Below are 18,337 nucleotides of genomic sequence, written 5' to 3'. Positions count from 1 at the left end.
ACCGCAACGAGTGTGCGGTTTTTTTATTATTTAAAAGCCAAAGCCTCTTACTGATTACTTACAAACATCAGCAACTGCGTTAGCAAAGTAGTTGATATTTGCTTGGCTAATACCTGCTACGTTAACACGGCTAGAACCGACAATGTAAATACCGTATTCTTTTTGCAAGCGCTCGATTTGCTCTTTATTAATACCTAAGAAAGAGAACATACCGTGTTGGCGGTCAATAAACGAGAAGTCTTGAGCAATGTCTTTCGCTGCCAGGCTGTCTTTAATTAAACTACGTAACCCATTAATACGGTTACGCATTTCATCAAGTTCACTGTGCCATAGCTGCGTTAACTCTGTGCTGCTTAAAATAGTGTTTACGATGTCTGCACCGTGCGCTGGCGGCATAGAATAAATGCTACGTACCACACTTAATAACACCGAGTTTGAAATATCAGCTGTTGCACTGTCTTTTGCAATGATTGAACAGGCACCAATACGCTCACGGTATAAGCCGAAGTTTTTAGAACATGATGAACAAATGATCAACTCTTCAACCGCATTGGCTAAAATACGTAAACCATTCGCATCTTCTTCTAAAGAAGAGCCAAAACCTTGATATGCAATATCAATTAATGGCGTAAAACCCACATCTTTTGCAAGTTCAGCAATAGTATTCCATTGTGTTTCGTTTAAATCCATACCACTTGGGTTGTGACAACATGCATGTAATAACACCACATCGCCCTTAGGCACCTGTGTTAGTGTTTCAACCATTTCATCAAACAATAAATCTTTGTTTTCGTAGTCGTAGTATGGGTATTCTTTTACCGTTAAGCCTGCAGCTTCAAATAAGCTAATGTGGTTAGCCCACGTTGGGTTAGTAACCCATACAGTAGCGCCTGGATTACAACGTACAATAAATTCTGCTGCAACACGAAGTGCGCCTGTACCACCAGGTGCTTGTGCTGTGCGTACGCGATTAGCTAATAATGCCGGGTGCTCACCAAGAAGAAGATTTTCCATTTGTTGACAGTAATCTAAGTTACCAGCAAGCCCAATGTAAGATTTGCTCATTTCATTTTCTAAACGAAACGCTTCTGCTTTTTTTACTGACTTTAATACAGGGGTATTCCCCTGCTCGTCTTTATATACACCAACCCCTAAGTCAATCTTATTTGGGTTAGTATCTTGCTTGTAGGCCGCCATAAGGCCAAGAATAGGGTCTGTTGGTAATGGTTTTAATACTGAGAACATTGGCTATCTCTTCGTTATTTAGGGGTTAGCTGTTGCGCTAAGCTTAACATAAAAACTCACTTGATTGACTAGTGTTATTTACACTAAAAAGTGAGGAATTTTAATACAGCACGCAATTAATAACGCGAGCGTGGCTTTATCAAAAAAATCAGTGTTAAAAGCTTCACCATCAACAATACCTATACATTGCTGTTGTGCATTAAATAGCGGTAAACAGGCTTCTGCTTTTACTTTCGGATCGCAAGTGTAATATTCACCGCCTGCTGCCAAATATTGCTCAACGTTATTGATAACGCGTCCTTTACCGCTAAGCGCTACCTGAACGTTATTGCTGGCAGTCGCAAATTCAGCAGTAAGCGGAAATAAAGGACGACTCGGCGCACCAAAATAAGCCAGCTTTAATAACTGCTCCCCTTCATTGGTGTGGGTATTCTGATAAATGCCGTACCAATCAAGCTTTGTGTTTTCAATGACGTAGTCAACAATCAATTGAAGTTGCGCTAATTTTTCAGTTGTTTGCGTACTTTGGCTGACATAATCGCTTAGTTTAAACGGCTCATCCTGTAGGTAACCAAATAAACTACATGCCCCACCTTCACCTAGCTCAGGAATTTGGTATTCCCAACGCACGGCTGGTGCAGCATTTTTATTTAGATATTGCTCAAGCTTTTCTAGCTCAGCGTGAATTAACTGTGGCTCAACATTAGGTTGAGCATACTCTAAGTAAGAATTAACCATTTGGACGTCCATACATCTATAATGCCGAAATAGTAGCATGGATGTTTTTATAGCGCTAGCCAATTTAAAGCGCTTTTTTAAAATCTTTAAACACTTTTATTCATAGATATAATTGTGGTATTTAAACAGGTTGTTTTATCTTTGGGGGCATTAAAAGGTGTTCAGCTTTGGTGCAAAAATTACGCCTTTGCTTCACAAATTTGTTATTATTTGCCGCATTATTATATTCAATCTTAAGTAGGTTAATTATGAGTGATAGTCACTTAGTGTATTCAACAGCAACAGGGCGAATTGATCAGCCAAAGCCAGAAAAAGAACTGGATGTAAAACTATTTAAAGACGGGTCAATTCGCATAGAACGTCAAACCAAAGGCCGAAAAGGTAAAGGTGTAATGCTGGTTGTTGGTCTTGATCCACAACAGCATGATTTGAAAAAGTTAGCAAAAACAATAAAAAGTAAGATGGGCCAAGGGGGCGCGGTAAAAGAAGATGTTATTGAAGTACAAGGTGATGATCGCGACAAATTAAAAGCGATTTTAGAGGGATTAAAATTTAAAGTAAAAATTGCGGGTGGTTAACCCGCAATTCTTGCTTATTTAATAATTTTTAGCGCTGCTAATTGATCAAATAATGCGGGAATATCATCCTCAGCCACTGGCTTACTAAAATAATAGCCTTGAACAATAAAACAATTATTATTTTGTAAAAACTCAACTTGCTCGATTGTTTCGACTCCTTCGGCAACTACATCAAGCTTCAGCTTTTGTGCCATAGCAATAATGGCCGCAGTGATCTCCATGTCGTTATCATCCTCAGGTATATCTTTGACAAACGAGCGGTCAATTTTAAGAATATCGACAGGGAAACGCTTAAGGTAACTCAGTGAAGAATAACCCGTACCAAAGTCATCAATAGAAATTGAGATACCCAACTTTTTAAGTTGATGTAACTGATCAATAGCTGCTTCAACATTCCCCATCAGCATGCTTTCGGTTAATTCAAGATGCAGACTTTTAGCATTAATCTGCGTCTCTATAATTATTTTTTTCAGCATAGGCACTAAGCTTGCGTCTTTAAACTGTCTTGCTGACAGATTGATCGACATATTACTTGCTCTACCTTGTTGTTCTAGTCGCTTCGTAAACTCACACGCTTGTTGTAGCACCCATTTACCGAGCTCTACAATTAAACCCGTTGCCTCAGCTATCGGAATAAACTTAGTTGGAGGAATAAACCCTTGCGTAGGATGGAACCAACGAAGTAATGCTTCATATCCCACCACGCTATTATCGCGACAATCAACTTGTGGCTGGTAATGTAGCGTGAGTTGCTTTTCTTTAATTGCATGACGCAATTCATTTTCTAGGAATAATCGTTCATTAGCTGCCGCATTTAGATCTTGGCTATAAAAATGGAAAGTGTTACGCCCTTTGGCTTTGGCCTCATACATGGCTAAGTCGGCATGCTTTAGTAACTGATCTTCTTCTAGGCTATCAAATGGTGCTAAGGTGATGCCAATACTTGCACTGACAATTACTTCATTGCTGCCAAGTTTTATCGGCTGGTTTAAGGTTTTTTGTATGGTGTCAGCGACTTCAGATGCTTCTTTTTGATGTTCAATACCACTGAGTAAAACAGCAAATTCATCCCCACCTAAACGGGCTATGGTATCTTCTGCTCGTAAGCGCTGTTTTAAGCGTGTTGCCACTTCAACTAACAGCTGATCACCCGCATCATGACCTAAAGTATCGTTAATACGCTTAAATTCATCCAGATCAAAATAAAATAAAGCAAACGAGTAACGCCCTCTCTCAGCAAGCGCCATCGACTTCCTGAGCTGCATTCTAAAGAATGTACGGTTAGCAAGCCCGGTTAGTGTGTCAAAGTAAGCGAGCTGTTCCATTTTTCGTTGGCTTTCTTTCACAAACGAAATATCTTGCGCTGATGCCACGTAACTGGTTATTTTACCACCGTCTTCTCGAATAGGTGACACACTAAGCGATACCCATATTGGCGACTTGTTTTGCGCTTCAATAAGCGTATCTCCTCGCCAGTAATTACGATTACGCAAATCAATGTCAATATCCTCTACCAACATGGTCATTTCATTGGCAATAATTGTCAGTAATGGCTGACGCAAGAAATCATTTTCGACAAAATCAGTCATCTCTAACATTTTTGGATTAACGTATTCAATAACAAAATTTTCATCGGTGATCACCACCCCTGTACCCGAGAACGCAACCGCTTTAGACAAGCGATTTGCAGCTTTCTCTGCGATTTCTTTTTCTATTATGCGCTGGTTTAAGCCGTCAATGAGTTTGCGAATTTCAATGGTCATATCTTTGAATGAACCATTAAGCGTACCAATTTCATCTTTATTTTCTTTTGGAAACTCAATCTCTAACTGGCCTTTACCAAAGTTAGTAACTGCATAAACCAATGAATGTAAGCGTCTTAATACCAATTGGTAAAGTGCTTGGTGTAATAATAAAGCAACTAAAATGGCATACAGAATAAATAGGCCAAAAAACTTAAGCTTTAAGTCTTTCAATGCCGATAACGTTGAGGAGCGCTTTTTATATACACCCACATACCAGTTTACACCTTCAACTTTATGGATATTTATAATGTAGTCTTCATCATTTAATGAAAATGAATCGGCATATTCTGGTAATTGTATTTGCCCTGCGTTATCAATAACACGCTTTAGTTCTGGAGAAATAAAGTCATCTGGTAATAGCTTTTTGCCTGCCTCTCCGTACTCTTTATAATTTTCAGAGGTTAAGTTCGGATGTGCTAATAGCTGTCCTTGTTTATCAAACACTACTAAGTGTTTTTCCTTTCCACCGACGGGTAATTGCGATATGAGTGAGTTTAGTGAAATATCGCTACCGGTAACCCCTAAAAACTCATCATCTTGATAAATGGGAACAATTAAACTGACTACCCATTTATTCCAAACTTCATCATAGTAAACTTTTGACCATTGAGGCTCTCGTTGTGGGTTAGTTAAAGACTTCGCATAATTGAAGCTATCACTTTGGTTGAATGTATAATTTCCAGGCACATTAAGCGCCCAGTTTGGCGGTGCGACACGAATAAAGTTATCTTCAGTTATAAGATAAAAATTATAGAAATCTTGAATTAACGTAGGAGAAATAACTTTCCAAAGGGATTCAGAATCAGCAATTAGCTGTTTATAAAAAGGAGAATATGCAGTTTGAGGGATAAACGCGGCTGATAGCCCATCCGGTGATGCACTGCGCACTGAGCCATCATTGGTGAGCTGCATTGTCGGTGCAGTATTATTTTTAAATGACAACTGTCCCTCAAATAACTGCTCGCTAACAACAATATTAGCTTGCTCTGCTATTTTAACTTTGGTGGCTATCAGGTTATTAAACTGGTTTATTAATAATTCATTTGATTGCTTTAATACCTCATGCTCTTCAAAAACAAGCTGTTTTTCTTCTGACTTGAGCATTAATGCAGCCGCACAAATGCCAGCCACTAAACAGATACCAGAGATCAACAATGATAACTTTACACTAAGTGAGTTTATGCCAAATCGAGATGGAGGGCGTCGATACACAAAAAGCCAACCTTATTTATAATTATTATTTTTTCAAGTAATAGAAATATACCAGAACTTAAATCAGAATTATAAATTATTTATAAACTTTTAAAAAACAACACCTTTTGTACACATATTAGGTAAAAAAGCCGCGTCAGGTAAGTGCTTGTTGACATTGGGAGTGACACTTCATACATTAAGGGTATGAATATAAATTACTCACACACCTTTTTTTCTTTTTTTAGCTTCTTTATATAGAAGAGGCTTCCCTGTTTGTGAGATAAAATCAATCGAATAGTAAAGCCTCCCAACTGGGAGGCTTTTTTATTTTCACTGCAAAATCAGTGATATTTTTGGAATGAGGAAAACCAAATGAGCAACGATGTACTTGATACTCTCAGGCACGATATAAATGAAATCGACTCCGATTTACTTGTTTTACTAGCAAAGCGACGCCGCATTAGTCATGGCGTAGTTGAATATAAAATTGCAAATAATAAACCCATTCGTGATGAGGCCCGTGAACTGGCTTTGCTCGAAAAACTTATAGGCTATGGCAAATCGTTAGGACTTGACGCTTACTACGTTAACAATGTTTTTCAAACAATATTAGAAGATTCCGTATTACATCAACAAGCCATGCTTCAAAAGAATTTAAACCCCGATGCACTGAGCGAAACCCATCGCGTAACGTATTTAGGCGGTCAAGGCTCTTATAGTCAGCTTGCATGTCATAAATATTTTAGCCGTCGCCCGGGTAAATTAGTTGAAATTGGTTGTACCTCATTTGAAGAAATCACTGGTAAAGTAGAAAAAGGTCAAGCCGACTTTGGCTTACTGCCTATCGAAAACACTAGCTCAGGTAGTATTAATGAAGTATTTGATTTGCTGCAGCATGCACAGGTCTCTATTGTCGGTGAAGTTACTCATAGCGTTGAGCATTGCTTATTAGCAGCCCCAGGAACTGAGCTGAACCAATTAACTAAAGTCTTTGCACATCCGCAACCCTTTGCCCAGTGTAGCCGCTTTTTACAGGGCCTTGGCGAACTTCAGCATGAAACCTGCGATTCAACATCAAGTGCATTAAAATCAGCTCTTGAAACACCGAACAGCGCAGCAATCGGCTCTGCGCAAGCAGGGAAAAATGTAGGCCTTGAAGTGATCAAGGCGAATCTTGCCAATCAAAAAGAAAATCACAGCCGCTTCATTGTGGTTGCCCGAAAACCACTGCAAGTATCAACTCAAATCCCTACTAAAACTAGCTTAATTATGTCAACCAAGCAGCAGGCCGGTTCGCTTGCCGATGCGTTAATGATTTTTAAACAGCATAATATTAATTTAGTGAAACTAGAATCTCGACCTACTCCTGGTAACCCATGGGAAGAAGTATTTTATGTGGACTTGGAGGCTAACTTAATCGATAACCAAGTGAAGCATGCATTGGAGGAGCTCAAACAGCACACTCAATATGTTCGTGTACTTGGTTGTTACCAAAGCGAGTCTTTACAAGCTGTGAGCGTAGAAAGCTAACAAAATATTAAAAAAGGGCCTAGCGGCCCTTTTCTTTTCACGGAGCTATTCTTTTTAATCAAGTACTTTCGCATCATTCGCTTTATTTAATAAACTACGGCTTTGGGTTAAAAAGTGCGCCGTTGAATCTGAGAAATAAGATTTTGCATCAGCAAAAGCATCAATTAATGCGGGCTTATCCCCTGCTTTTAGCTTTTCAAGCGTTTGCGAAAACAAAGACTGATACTGCGCCAATAAGCTTTCGACATTGTCAAACTGCGCTAACATAATATCGGTGTATAGCTCTGGCGATTGTGCAAATAAACGGCCAACCATCATTAGCTCTAACTGATATATAGGTGATGAACAACTTCTTAGCTCGGCGAGTGTGTGTCCCTGTTTTGCTAAAAACTGACCGTACACAAAGGTGGTTAAATGACGCATAACCTGAATAATTTGCATTGCTTCGTCATGCTTTTTGGCCTCAAGTTCAACCAACTGACAACCCCATATTTGTAGCTGTTTTAATAACCCTTGTGCCACCTCATGACTACGCCCTTCACACACCACCACGGTTTGTTTCACCCAATGGGAAATATCAGGTCCAAACATTGGATGTAAACCAACAACTGGCCCACTATGTACTTTTTTAAGCACAGCTAATGGTGCTTGTTTAACTGATGTAATATCAACCAGCAAACAATCATCATCAAGCTTTGGAAGCGCGTTAACAACTGTTTCAAGAGCATTTATTGGTACACTGATCATCACCAGTTTTGCACCTTTTAGAATATCCGCTGCCTGTGATTGCTGCGCTTTATCTAAAATTTTGACTTCGTAACCCGAACGCTGAAATTGTTTTGCAAATAACTGACCCATTGCCCCTTCACCACCAACAATAACAATTGGCGATAATTGTGGGTCGGCACAGGCTAATTTGGCTTGTTGATTTTGATAAGCTTCACGCATCATGCGTCTGAGAATGTCTTCGACTAAATCAGGATTTACACCTTGATTAATAGCCTCTTGACGTCGTGCAGCTAATAAATCAGCTTCTCGATCGGGTGCATGTAATGGCGCGCCAGTTTGTTGTTTTATTGCGCCTATTTGTTGGGTAATACCATTGCGTTTTGCAAGTAAGGCAACCAGTTGCGCATCGCATTCATCTATACCTGTTCTTAGCTGCGCTAAATCACTTATCTCTGCCACGTTCTCATTCCATCCAAAAAAGCAAAATCGTAAATTAAAACTTACAAAAAAGTAAACTAATCAATACGATAAATACTAACAGGATACGTTAGGGGTTAAAAGGCAAATTATTGAAAAGATCACTATCAGTTGTTCAACTAAAACCAAGGTGGAAACGGTAGTAAGTAACCTAAACGCTAGATAATAAATCTATCTCAAGCAGCTATTTCAGCGCTAACTACATTGAATTTACGTAGGTTCAGGTTAAGTAGAGGATCTTAAAAAGTGGCTAAAGCCACTTTTATTAAGTAACCGGCGAGCGGTTAAGGAGAACTATTAGTATTCTAATGCCATAGCCGCAAGCGACATAATACTGTCGAATGATTCTGCGCCAGCGATAAATAAGCCATTGTGACAAAACATAGCATCATCGATACCAGTTACCGCTTGAAATTCATCGTCTGATAATCCTGCCCATGATGCAGGTAATGACTTTCTGTCTTCAAAAGAGCCTAATTCTGCAGGCACCGTTTGCACTATCCACTTGCCAGAATGAGATGGGTAAACGACAAATAATGCCTCATCAGATAAACTATGTACGGTTTTTTTCCACGGAGTATAGCGCTCTAACACGATTAATCGAGGATCATCAGCTTGCTTTATTGCTTGAGCAACAATCTTTTTAGCATTTAAACCACCTCGGGCAGAAGCTACAAAACGAATCAGTAAAGTGTGTGCAAATTCAACCGCTTGATCAAAAGCAGCATCAAAATCACTTTCCTCTTCCCATGTTGGGTTAAACATAGAAATTGTTTGGCTTAAGCTAATGCCTGTAGCAACCCCTTCAACATGACCACAATCAATGGCATCAATAGTTGATACAAGCCCTGCATCCACCGCATTCGCCACATCTTGGTTATCATCACATATTGCTAAGCCATATTTTTTCCACACCAAGCCAAATGACGAAAAAGGAATACCATTTTCACGAGCGCCAGCACCGCCACGCTGATGATGATCAAACCGGTTAGTTTCTGGGTCATATTGACCACCAACATCAATAACCACATCGGCGTCATTAATAATCGCATTATCGCGTGTGCGGATCAGGGTAAAAGAAGGGAAAATAATTTTAAGTGCAGCGATACTAAAAACATCATCTGCGTGAAAATTGCCGTTGTGTGTAACTATCGTTTTATCATTCATTTTTGTACATCATTTTTGCAAGAAGTGAGAAGATATTGTGATTTGAAGTGAACCACACTTTAACGCATGCAGGTTAAGGTGTGTATTGGTTTTTGAATGTAGCGATATAAAAACCGCAATAGCATTAAAACCAAAACGGGTTGCAACCCAAAGGTTGCAACCCGTTTTTTTGCGTTGATAAACAGCGCGTATTAGTTAAGTTTTTCTCTAATACGTGCAGATTTACCAGAACGCTCACGTAGATAGTAAAGCTTAGCACGACGAACCGCACCGCGACGCTTAACTGTTACGCTATCAATAAGAGGGCTGTGCGTTTGGAATACACGCTCAACACCTTCACCGTTCGAGATTTTACGAACTGTGAATGCTGAGTGAAGACCACGATTACGCTTAGCGATTACAACACCTTCAAAGGCCTGTAGACGCTCTTTAGCACCTTCTTTTACTTTTACCTGTACAACTACTGTATCACCAGCGCCGAATGCAGGTACGTCTGTTTTAAGCTGCTCTTCTTCAAGCGCTTTAATAATATTTTGGTTTACTTTTGCCATTATGTTTCTCACTTTCCTAGGTGTAACTGTCTTCTAGCCACAAGCTTTTTGGTACTCTTGCTGAAATTTCGCGAGTAATACCGCTTGCTCCTCAGTCAGAGCTAGGTTATGCAACAAGTCAGGACGGCGAAGCCAAGTTCTACCTAATGACTGCATAAGCCGCCATTTCGCTATCTCTTGGTGGTTTCCGCTGAGTAATATAGCAGGCACCTGTTTGTCGTCCAATGTTTCTGGCCGTGTATAGTGAGGACAATCTAGCAAGCCATCCGAAAATGAATCTTGCTCTGCTGACTGGTTGTGTCCTAACACCCCTGGCACTAATCGCGCTACTGCGTCAATTAATGTCATGGCAGGTAATTCACCCCCACTCAAAATAAAATCACCAATTGACCATTCTTCGTCAACGTACGATTCTATTATTCTCTCGTCTATACCTTCATAGCGACCGGCAATTAAAATCAGTTTTTCAGAGTTTGCGAGTTCGCTTGCCCCTTGCTGATCTAATTTGCGCCCTTGTGGCGACATATAAATTACTTTTGCACCATCACCTGCAGCCTGTTTGGCTTCAAGAATGGCTTGTTTAAGTGGTTCAACCATCATTAACATGCCTGGTCCGCCCCCGTAAGGACGATCATCTACGGTTCTATGCTTATCAGTTGCATAGTCACGTGGATTCCAGCAGTTAAAGTCGATTAACCCCTTTTTAACAGCGCGACCGGTTACACCTTGCGTTGTAATTGCATCAAACATATCCGGGAAAAGGCTGATAACCCCTACCCACAACGAACTTGTTTGACTCATTAAAAGCTTGGATCCCAATCTACAGTAATTTCTTTCGCATCGTATTTAACTTCTTGAATAACTGAATCAGTTAAAAAAGGAATTAAACGTTCTGCTTGGCCAAATGCATCTTTACTGTTTGCTTTCACAACCAGTACGTCATTTGAGCCTGTCTCCATAAGGTCATCAACAATGCCTAAGTTATAACCTTTATCAGTTACAACCGACATGCCAATGAGATCTCGCCAATAGAATTCACCTTGCGGTAATTCTGGTAGCTGCGCTGAATCCACAGAAATTTCAACATTGGTATAAGCCATTGCTTGGTCTCTGTCGTTTACTTGCGCAAACTTAGCGATAAAGCCTTTGTTGTGGCGACGCCAGTCGACCACTTCTAAGGATTGCCATTTACCTTGCTGCCCTATCAACCACGGGCTGAAATCGAAGATCCCTTGGGGATCATCAGTAAATGAATGCACCTTAAGCCAGCCCTTTATACCATATGGGGCGCCGAGCTTTCCTACGACAATTATTGATGAGGTGTTCTCTTGACTCATGGTTACACTTACGCCTATTAAGCCGCTTTACGAGCGTCTTTAACTAATTTAGCTACACGATCTGAAAGACCTGCGCCTTGACCTAACCAGTGCTCAACACGTGGTAAATCTAAACGAAGTTTTTCTTCTTGACCTGAAGCGATTGGGTTAAAGAAACCTACTTTCTCGATGAAGCGACCGTCACGCGAGAAACGGCTATCCGCAACCACAATTTGATAGAAAGGGCGTTTTTTAGCGCCACCACGTTGCAAACGAATAGTTACCATACCGTCCTCTAAATAGATTGACTGTTTTCATTAATAAGATTTACTCCCCAGTATGGGGAGCCGGTGAATTGTACGAGTTTTTAGCAACAATGCAAGTAAGAAGTGATGCAAAAAGGCAGTTTAGTAGATTAAACCGTGATCCAAGAAGAAAAAGCATGTGAACAAGCTATTCTGTGCATAGTTTATTCAACAATAAAGAGGCAATTTGCCTCTTTATTGATTGCTTTTTATCTCGTATCGGAGATATTAAAGGTTAAATTATTAAAATTTCGGGCCACCGCCGCCCATCATTCCCGGTGGTAACATCCCTTTCATGCCACGCATCATTTTTTGCATGCCACCTTTGCCTTTCATTTTTTTCATCATTTTTTGCATTTGGGTAAACTGCTTAAGCAGCTTATTGATCTCTTGTACTTGAGTACCCGACCCCGCTGCAATGCGCTTTTTACGCGAACCTTTAATGATCTCTGGGCGTGCACGCTCTTTTTTAGTCATAGAGCTAATAATTGCTTCCATTTGAATAAAGGTTTTATCGCCCATCTGGCCTTTTACTGCATCTGGAATGTTTTGCATGCCTGGCAGTTTATCAAGCATCGACATCATGCCGCCCATATTTTTCATTTGCTTTAATTGATCAGCAAAATCATCCAGTGTAAAACCATCACCTTTAAATACTTTTTTCGCTACTTTTTCTGCCTGCTCTTTATCTACTTTCATCTCGACTTCTTCGATTAATGAAAGTACATCACCCATGCCTAAGATACGTGAGGCGATACGATCAGGGTGGAAAGGTTCAAGTGCGTCAGTACGCTCACCAACACCCATAAACTTAATAGGTTTCCCGGTAATATGACGAATAGATAACGCAGCACCACCACGGGCATCACCGTCTGTTTTAGTTAAAATCACACCGGTTAAAGGCAATGCTTCGTCAAACGCCTTCGCGGTGTTTGCAGCATCTTGACCTGTCATTGCATCAACAACGAATAAAGTCTCGATTGGATTAATTGCACCATGAAGCGCTTTGATTTCATCCATCATGTCATTATCAACATGCAAACGGCCGGCAGTATCAACTAATACCACATCAATAAATTTCTTTTTCGCGTGAGAAATAGCAGCTTGTGCTATATCAACTGGCTTTTGTGAAATGTCACTTGGGAAAAATTCTACATCTACTTCTGTTGCTAATGTTTCTAACTGCTTAATTGCCGCAGGACGGTATACATCGGCACTCACTACCAGCACAGATTTTTTCTTGCGCTCTTTTAAAAACTTAGCCAGTTTACCCACACTGGTTGTTTTACCAGCACCTTGAAGACCCGCCATCATCACAACAGCCGGAGGTTGCGCGTTAAGGCTTAGCTCTTCATTAGCTTCACCCATGGCCTTTTCAAGTTCTTCACGAACAATTTTTATAAATACTTGGCCAGGACTTAAGCTTTTAGTAACTTCAATACCAACTGCGCGTTCTTTAACTTGTTTTACAAACTCGCGAACAACAGGCAACGCCACATCGGCTTCTAAAAATGCCATTCGCACTTCACGAAGTGTATCTTTAATGTTGTCTTCAGTTAGGCGGCCACGGCCACTAATATTTTTTAGGGTTTTACCTAATCGTTCTTGGAGGTTCTCAAACATGTAACGGTTCCGAAAAGACGTTGAAATCAACTCTATTAATAAGGTCGATGTTATTAAAATTCAATTAGAAATAGTATACCGTAAATGGTGGCATACAATACAGTGCTGAAATGCTGCTTATTGAGTTTCTTTTTACAGGGTCTATGCATTTGCTTTGCTATAAAATACAATGGCCACATAACGAACACGAATTATTTGACTTCAATTAAGTGGCCAAAGCAAAATGCTGATTATTAGTTTAACTATTATTGCCAGTTTATTTTATGTGTTAGCAACGTCTCACGTGCTTTCGCGATTGTTTCACCGTCAGGGGCCGAGCCAAAAAGTTACTATTATACTCAGTACTGTCGCTATCTTGGCGCACATGCTGCTTTTAGTAAATTCGGTATTTAGGGCTGATGGGCAAGATTTAAGTATTGTTAATGTGGCATTACTGACATGCTGGATTATCGTGCTGTGTGTCACCACTGTTTCTTTGAAGTTTCCCGCAACCTTGTTACTACCTGTTGTTTATGGCTTTGCTGCGCTTTTAACCATTTCTAGCTTATTTATCCCTCATCACGTTTTATTACAAAGTATTAATGTAGAACTAGCACTAGTTGCACATATATCACTGTCGTTATTGGCTTACTGTATTTTAATTATTGCGACTTTATATGGTGTGCAATTTTATTTTATTGATAAGCGCTTAAAGCGAAAAGACCTAGCAATAGTTCACAGTCACTTACCACCTCTGATGGTTGTAGAGCGTCAACTTTACCAGTTATTAAACTTAGGCACCGTATTATTAAGTGTGGCGCTGATCACTGGTTTTGTATTTCTCGATGGCATGTTTGCCAAAGAGTTTATTCACAAAACAATCTTATCTCTAGTTGCTTGGGCCATTTTTGCTACGATTGCAGTTGGCCATGTAAAACGTGGTTGGCGAGGCAAAGTAGTGGTAGTGAGTATAATGATTGCCGCATTTACACTCACACTTGCTTATTTTGGTAGCCGTTTTATACAAGAAGTGGTCCTAAATAAGTTTTAACTTGACTCTGAAAGCTCACTCTAGCTTAATACGCATTGGTTTATAAAAAAAGGATCCATCGTTGGACGACATATCGACAAGTACCCTGTTTATCATATTAGGTTTATTGGTGCTTTTTTCTGCTTACTTCTCCGGGTCAGAAACCGGAATCATGTCAATCAACCGTATTCGTTTGCGACACCTCGCTAAAGAGAACCATCGTGCTGCGAAACGCGTTAGTAAATTACTGAGTCGACCAGATAGGTTGATAGGTCTGATCCTAATTGGTAATAACTTGGTTAATATTGCTGCAGCGCAGGTAGCCACCATAATAGGTATTCGCTTATATGGCGATTTAGGTATTGCCATAGCAACGGGTGCATTAACACTAGTTGTGCTAATTTTCGCTGAAGTAACGCCAAAAACACTGGCTGCTCTCTATCCTGAGCGAGTCGCTTTTCCTAGCTCTGTGATACTTAAAGGCTTGTTAAAAATACTCTTCCCGTTTGTGGTTGTTGTTAACTGGATGACCAACGGCATATTACGCTTATTTGGAATTAGTGCTGCACAAATAGATGAGCACAGCATGAGTAAGGAAGAATTAAAAACCGTGCTTAACGAATCTGGAGCGCTGATCCCCGCGCGCCACCAAAGTATGCTGACCTCAATTTTAGATTTAGAACAGGTTACCGTTGAAGATATTATGATACCCCGCAATGAAATTGTGGCGATTGATATCAACGATGACTGGAAAATAATTAGTAAGCAGCTTACTCATGCTCAACATACTCGCGTGCTTTTATACCGCGACAATATAGATGATGCAGTAGGCTTTATTCACTCTCGTGATGCATTGCGTCTTCTTACTAAAGAGCAATTCGATAAACCTTCGCTACTGCGCGCTGTACGTGAAATTTACTTTATTCCTGAGGGAACGTCGCTTAATACCCAACTACTGAAGTTTCAGTTATCAAAAGAACGAATTGGTATTGTTGTTGATGAATATGGCGATATCCAAGGCTTAGTTACCCTAGAAGATATTCTTGAAGAGGTTGTGGGCGATTTCACTACTACTCAAACCCGCACACCAAGTGAAGAAGTAACCACACAGAACGATGGCTCTTACATTGTTGATGGTGGTGCTAACGTTCGCGACTTAAATAAAGAAATGGGCTGGGAATTCCCATTAGATGGCCCTAAAACTTTAAGTGGCCTGATTGTTGAATATTTGGAAGATATTCCTGATGCTAACTTAAGTATTCGTATTGCGGGTTACCCAGTTGAAGTGCTTGAAATAAAAGAAAACATGATTAAACAAGTTAAAATTCAGCCCAATAAACGTAAAAAATAACCCAATAAAAAAGGAGCCAAATGGCTCCTTTTTTAATTAATCTGGGCTTAGATTAGTTAAAAGAATAAACGCTCTAACCAACCTTTGTCTAAATCATCCTCACAGCGTCTTAGCTGCGCTCCATAACGGCTCGCACGGTGTTTTACTTTATTGGCAACGCTCATTAACCATTTTTTCTTACGATAAGTGCCTCGCTTATAACCGCCCCACCCTTCGTGATAATTTAAATACTGTGCGTAGGCATCCCATTTAGAAACACCATTAACTTTATGGGTTTTATAAACAAACCACGCCATAAAATCGATCGCATCTTCAAATTCATCTCTATCAGCACCACTATTACCTGTTTCACGAATATAATCAGACCAAGTTGGCGTTTTAGCTTGAGAATAACCATAAGCATCACTTGCGCGTCCAGTTGGTATTATCCATAAAAAGTATTCCATAGGAGGTGCAGCATCATGACGAAAAGAGCTTTCTTGATACATCATGCTCATTAATACGTGTTTGGGAGAGCCCCACTTGTCTTGCGCGTCTTTAGCATCAAAATACCAGTCAGATTTCTCTTCAAAGATTTTACAAATATCTTCTGGTTGCTTAGGTGGTGCAGTGGCACAACCAACTAAAGTAAGCACTAGAGATAAAGTAATAATATTTTTTTTCATTTTTTAAGATCTCACTGAACTTTTTAAAAAAGCGTGGGTCTGAATCTATGAATGCAGCAGTACAGCATTGTTTCATCCCTAAAGAATATTTACGCAGCTACTATGGGCTGCGTTTTTTTTGCCTACTACTTACTAAAATACGTATCTAAAAACGCAGTAAATGATTGATTATCGGCTTGCTCAATTGCTTTTTGAGCTTGGTAAGACTCTGTCGCTTGTTGCTCTAACCACGACTTTGAGAATTCAGTATAACTGGCTATATCATGGCTTTGTTTATACTTTTGAGCAAGTGAGAGTGCATAATGACCATTATCTAGCCCTGATGCTTTTAATTGCTCAACATAACGCCCTGAATAGGTTAATGTAGGATTATGCACCCACGTTGCCATGCGCTTAATAGTGTTTGAGTAATAATCAACCCCGTACGCGCTATCCATCCACTTAGCAACATCAACGAGCTGATTAAATATTTCATCACCCCATGATTCAAGACTGCGCTGCTCATTATTAAAATTAAGCATTAGGCCTTTTTCTCGGCCTTGGTTTACTACTGTATCAAGATTTTCAGTGCTTCGCGCTTGCTCTTCCCAGTCCATAGGCGCTGAGTCTTTTAATAAGCAATAGGTTAAAAATACATCTAAAAAGTGTATTTGCTCTAAATCAATGCCAACTTCACTAAATGGGTTAACATCCAACGCACGAATTTCAATATATTCTATACCCGCTCTTAGTAGAGCACCAGTGGGTGTTTCACCATTTTTAGCATTACGCTTAGGGCGAATTGGCGAGTAAAACTCGTTCTCTATTTGTAGAATATTTTTATTTAATTGCTTTGGCTCTGCACTGGTGTAGTCGTCAATACTGCCATAAATATCTGAAGGCGTATTTATGGCTTTTTTAAGCCCTGCTACATATTCATCCAATGAGTTATACATCACGCGTAATGATGACTGTGCACTGTTGGTATAACCTAAGTTACCTAATCGTAGCGCCGTGCCCACTTCTAAATATAAAGTACCTTTACCCAGCTTTTTAAACGGTAAATCGCTTTTACGCCCCTGCAAAAATGAACTACACAATGCCGGTGACGCACCAAACATATAGCTAATTAACCACAACTCGCGCTTAAAATTACGAATTAATGCTAAGTACCCATCAGATATAAAGTCTTCAAGCTTCGCGCTGCTTTGCTTTTGTGAATGTAGTGACTGCCATAACGTTTCTGGAAAAGAAATATTAAAGTGCACCCCAGCAATCGCTTGCATCATACTACCATAGCGGTTCTTTAAACCTTCGCGGTATAAAGTTTTCATTTTCCCAACGTTAGAATCGCCAAATTGTGCTAATACAATATCGTCTTGGTGATTTATAAAACACGGCATACTAATTGGCCACAGCAGTTCATCGCCCATGTGTTCTAAAGTGAACTTCTGTAAATCTTTAAGCTGTTGTAACGTTTGCGTTGATGACTCGCTAACAGGTGTAATGAACTCAAGTAACGACTCAGAAAAGTCAGTTGTGATATGTCCGTTGGTAAGCGCGCAGCCAACCCCTTTTGGGTGAGCTTGTTTAGAAATAGAACCATCGGGTTTAATTCTTAATGATTCTCTCTCAATACCGCGCATAATACCTTTAATAGCATGCTGATTATCTGCATTAGATAGCGCGTTGAGCGTGTTCTTTAAATTATAAGTTGCCAAAAAAAAGTTTCCTCGAGCCAAGTGGCTTAATCATAAGGTTATGGGGTCTAATTACCTTTACTCAAGATTAAATGAAGAAAAAACTATATGAATTTATTAGATATAGCTTTTAATGAATTTTAAACACGCTTTGTTTCACGCCATAAAAGATAATCTTGCCATTGCCACCAGCAATATACAATTTCTTTTGCATATTATTTGCCACAATACATCGCAACCTCAAGGCATTATTTCTCCCCGTACGAAAGGGTGAATCACTTGCTAAAAGTTTGGCATAACTAAAAAAATCAATTACTCTTAAAATTGATAAAGATCATAAAAACATTAAAAAAAATGCCTTACTACTGCTATTTA

16 protein-coding genes and 1 other annotated feature are annotated in these 18,337 nt (G+C 39.8%); of the genes, 4 read left to right on the top strand and 12 right to left on the bottom strand.

What is annotated here, in order from left to right:
• Positions 1 to 54 precede the first annotated feature (54 nt).
• Together ACNSN3_RS04165 and ACNSN3_RS04160 are read right to left on the bottom strand one after the other, a co-directional pair.
• Positions 55 to 1,245 carry an amino acid aminotransferase gene (locus ACNSN3_RS04165; RefSeq protein WP_010391325.1) on the bottom strand — a complete coding sequence of 397 codons (1,191 nt, stop codon included), beginning with the start codon at positions 1,243 to 1,245 and terminating at the stop codon, positions 55 to 57.
• A 78-nt stretch (positions 1,246 to 1,323) separates the two neighbouring features.
• A complete protein-coding gene (locus ACNSN3_RS04160) occupies positions 1,324 to 1,983 on the bottom strand; it encodes a GAF domain-containing protein (protein WP_418608626.1) in 660 nt (219 codons plus the stop codon).
• Positions 1,984 to 2,231: 248 nt separating this feature from the next.
• Between ACNSN3_RS04160 and ACNSN3_RS04155 the strand changes: the two genes are divergently transcribed.
• Entirely contained in the window at positions 2,232 to 2,561 is a 330-nt protein-coding gene (locus tag ACNSN3_RS04155; protein WP_418608625.1) for a stress response translation initiation inhibitor YciH, read from the top strand.
• Between the two features lie 14 nt (positions 2,562 to 2,575).
• On the opposite strand, the gene ACNSN3_RS04150 is transcribed toward ACNSN3_RS04155, so the two are convergent.
• Positions 2,576 to 5,578, bottom strand: coding sequence for an EAL domain-containing protein (locus ACNSN3_RS04150; RefSeq protein ID WP_010391318.1), 3,003 nt, complete (start codon positions 5,576 to 5,578; stop codon positions 2,576 to 2,578).
• A 195-nt stretch (positions 5,579 to 5,773) separates the two neighbouring features.
• Positions 5,774 to 5,889: a sequence feature (Phe leader region), on the top strand.
• 43 nt (positions 5,890 to 5,932) lie between these two features.
• Here ACNSN3_RS04150 and ACNSN3_RS04145 point away from each other — a divergent pair.
• Positions 5,933 to 7,090 carry a chorismate mutase gene (locus tag ACNSN3_RS04145; protein WP_076921530.1) on the top strand — a complete coding sequence of 386 codons (1,158 nt, stop codon included), beginning with the start codon at positions 5,933 to 5,935 and terminating at the stop codon, positions 7,088 to 7,090.
• Between the two features lie 54 nt (positions 7,091 to 7,144).
• Here ACNSN3_RS04145 and tyrA read toward each other — a convergent pair whose 3' ends face one another.
• The 7 genes from tyrA to ffh all read right to left on the bottom strand — a co-directional run bounded on the left by tyrA (position 7,145) and on the right by ffh (position 13,258).
• On the bottom strand, positions 7,145 to 8,278 hold the full coding sequence (gene tyrA / locus ACNSN3_RS04140) for a bifunctional chorismate mutase/prephenate dehydrogenase (RefSeq protein ID WP_418608624.1): 1,134 nt from the start codon (positions 8,276 to 8,278) through the stop codon (positions 7,145 to 7,147).
• 315 nt (positions 8,279 to 8,593) lie between these two features.
• The gene (locus ACNSN3_RS04135) at positions 8,594 to 9,463 is read right to left on the bottom strand and encodes an MYG1 family protein (RefSeq protein ID WP_418608623.1); all 870 of its coding nucleotides are present in this window, start codon (positions 9,461 to 9,463) and stop codon (positions 8,594 to 8,596) included.
• A 191-nt stretch (positions 9,464 to 9,654) separates the two neighbouring features.
• Entirely contained in the window at positions 9,655 to 10,014 is a 360-nt protein-coding gene (gene rplS / locus ACNSN3_RS04130; RefSeq protein ID WP_008114473.1) for a 50S ribosomal protein L19, read from the bottom strand.
• 33 nt (positions 10,015 to 10,047) lie between these two features.
• Complete coding sequence (trmD, locus tag ACNSN3_RS04125; protein ID WP_418608622.1) at positions 10,048 to 10,815, bottom strand: tRNA (guanosine(37)-N1)-methyltransferase TrmD; 768 nt, start codon at positions 10,813 to 10,815, stop codon at positions 10,048 to 10,050.
• On the bottom strand, positions 10,815 to 11,351 hold the full coding sequence (gene rimM, locus ACNSN3_RS04120) for a ribosome maturation factor RimM (RefSeq protein WP_008114470.1): 537 nt from the start codon (positions 11,349 to 11,351) through the stop codon (positions 10,815 to 10,817). The genes trmD and rimM overlap by 1 nt, the downstream gene beginning before the upstream one ends.
• A gap of 17 nt (positions 11,352 to 11,368) precedes the next feature.
• Entirely contained in the window at positions 11,369 to 11,617 is a 249-nt protein-coding gene (rpsP, locus tag ACNSN3_RS04115) for a 30S ribosomal protein S16 (RefSeq protein WP_008114468.1), read from the bottom strand.
• Positions 11,618 to 11,878: 261 nt separating this feature from the next.
• Complete coding sequence (gene ffh, locus ACNSN3_RS04110; protein ID WP_010391303.1) at positions 11,879 to 13,258, bottom strand: signal recognition particle protein; 1,380 nt, start codon at positions 13,256 to 13,258, stop codon at positions 11,879 to 11,881.
• Between the two features lie 223 nt (positions 13,259 to 13,481).
• Here ffh and ACNSN3_RS04105 point away from each other — a divergent pair, with 223 nt between their 5' ends.
• A complete protein-coding gene (locus ACNSN3_RS04105; protein ID WP_010391302.1) occupies positions 13,482 to 14,288 on the top strand; it encodes a cytochrome C assembly family protein in 807 nt (268 codons plus the stop codon).
• Positions 14,289 to 14,349: 61 nt separating this feature from the next.
• Positions 14,350 to 15,618 carry an HlyC/CorC family transporter gene (locus ACNSN3_RS04100; RefSeq protein WP_010391300.1) on the top strand — a complete coding sequence of 423 codons (1,269 nt, stop codon included), beginning with the start codon at positions 14,350 to 14,352 and terminating at the stop codon, positions 15,616 to 15,618.
• Positions 15,619 to 15,674: 56 nt separating this feature from the next.
• Here ACNSN3_RS04100 and ACNSN3_RS04095 read toward each other — a convergent pair whose 3' ends face one another.
• Together ACNSN3_RS04095 and gshA are read right to left on the bottom strand one after the other, a co-directional pair.
• Positions 15,675 to 16,283 (bottom strand): hypothetical protein, encoded by a 609-nt coding sequence (locus ACNSN3_RS04095; protein WP_010391298.1) that lies wholly within the window; start codon positions 16,281 to 16,283, stop codon positions 15,675 to 15,677.
• 125 nt (positions 16,284 to 16,408) lie between these two features.
• Positions 16,409 to 17,983: a glutamate--cysteine ligase gene (gene gshA / locus ACNSN3_RS04090; RefSeq protein WP_418608621.1), complete on the bottom strand. Its 1,575-nt coding sequence runs from the start codon at positions 17,981 to 17,983 to the stop codon at positions 16,409 to 16,411.
• Positions 17,984 to 18,337 lie beyond the last annotated feature (354 nt).

This window comes from Pseudoalteromonas sp. US3C1004 (assembly GCF_048401065.1).
Classification (GTDB): domain Bacteria; phylum Pseudomonadota; class Gammaproteobacteria; order Enterobacterales; family Alteromonadaceae; genus Pseudoalteromonas; species Pseudoalteromonas undina.
The sequence above is the reverse complement of the archived record's forward strand: the minus strand, read 5'-3'. Positions and strand labels throughout refer to the sequence as shown.

Bases quoted from the DNA above. Each gene is read 5' to 3' on its own strand.
- ACNSN3_RS04145 (WP_076921530.1), top strand. From the start codon at position 5,933: ATGAGCAACGATGTACTTGATACTCTCAGGCACGATATAAATGAAATC.
- ffh (WP_010391303.1), bottom strand. From the start codon at position 13,258: ATGTTTGAGAACCTCCAAGAACGATTAGGTAAAACCCTAAAAAATATT.
- ACNSN3_RS04095 (WP_010391298.1), bottom strand. From the start codon at position 16,283: ATGAAAAAAAATATTATTACTTTATCTCTAGTGCTTACTTTAGTTGGT.
- ACNSN3_RS04135 (WP_418608623.1), bottom strand. From the start codon at position 9,463: ATGAATGATAAAACGATAGTTACACACAACGGCAATTTTCACGCAGAT.
- trmD (WP_418608622.1), bottom strand. From the start codon at position 10,815: ATGAGTCAAACAAGTTCGTTGTGGGTAGGGGTTATCAGCCTTTTCCCG.
- ACNSN3_RS04105 (WP_010391302.1), top strand. From the start codon at position 13,482: ATGCTGATTATTAGTTTAACTATTATTGCCAGTTTATTTTATGTGTTA.
- rimM (WP_008114470.1), bottom strand. From the start codon at position 11,351: ATGAGTCAAGAGAACACCTCATCAATAATTGTCGTAGGAAAGCTCGGC.
- ACNSN3_RS04165 (WP_010391325.1), bottom strand. From the start codon at position 1,245: ATGTTCTCAGTATTAAAACCATTACCAACAGACCCTATTCTTGGCCTT.
- rpsP (WP_008114468.1), bottom strand. From the start codon at position 11,617: ATGGTAACTATTCGTTTGCAACGTGGTGGCGCTAAAAAACGCCCTTTC.
- ACNSN3_RS04155 (WP_418608625.1), top strand. From the start codon at position 2,232: ATGAGTGATAGTCACTTAGTGTATTCAACAGCAACAGGGCGAATTGAT.
- ACNSN3_RS04160 (WP_418608626.1), bottom strand. From the start codon at position 1,983: ATGGTTAATTCTTACTTAGAGTATGCTCAACCTAATGTTGAGCCACAG.
- rplS (WP_008114473.1), bottom strand. From the start codon at position 10,014: ATGGCAAAAGTAAACCAAAATATTATTAAAGCGCTTGAAGAAGAGCAG.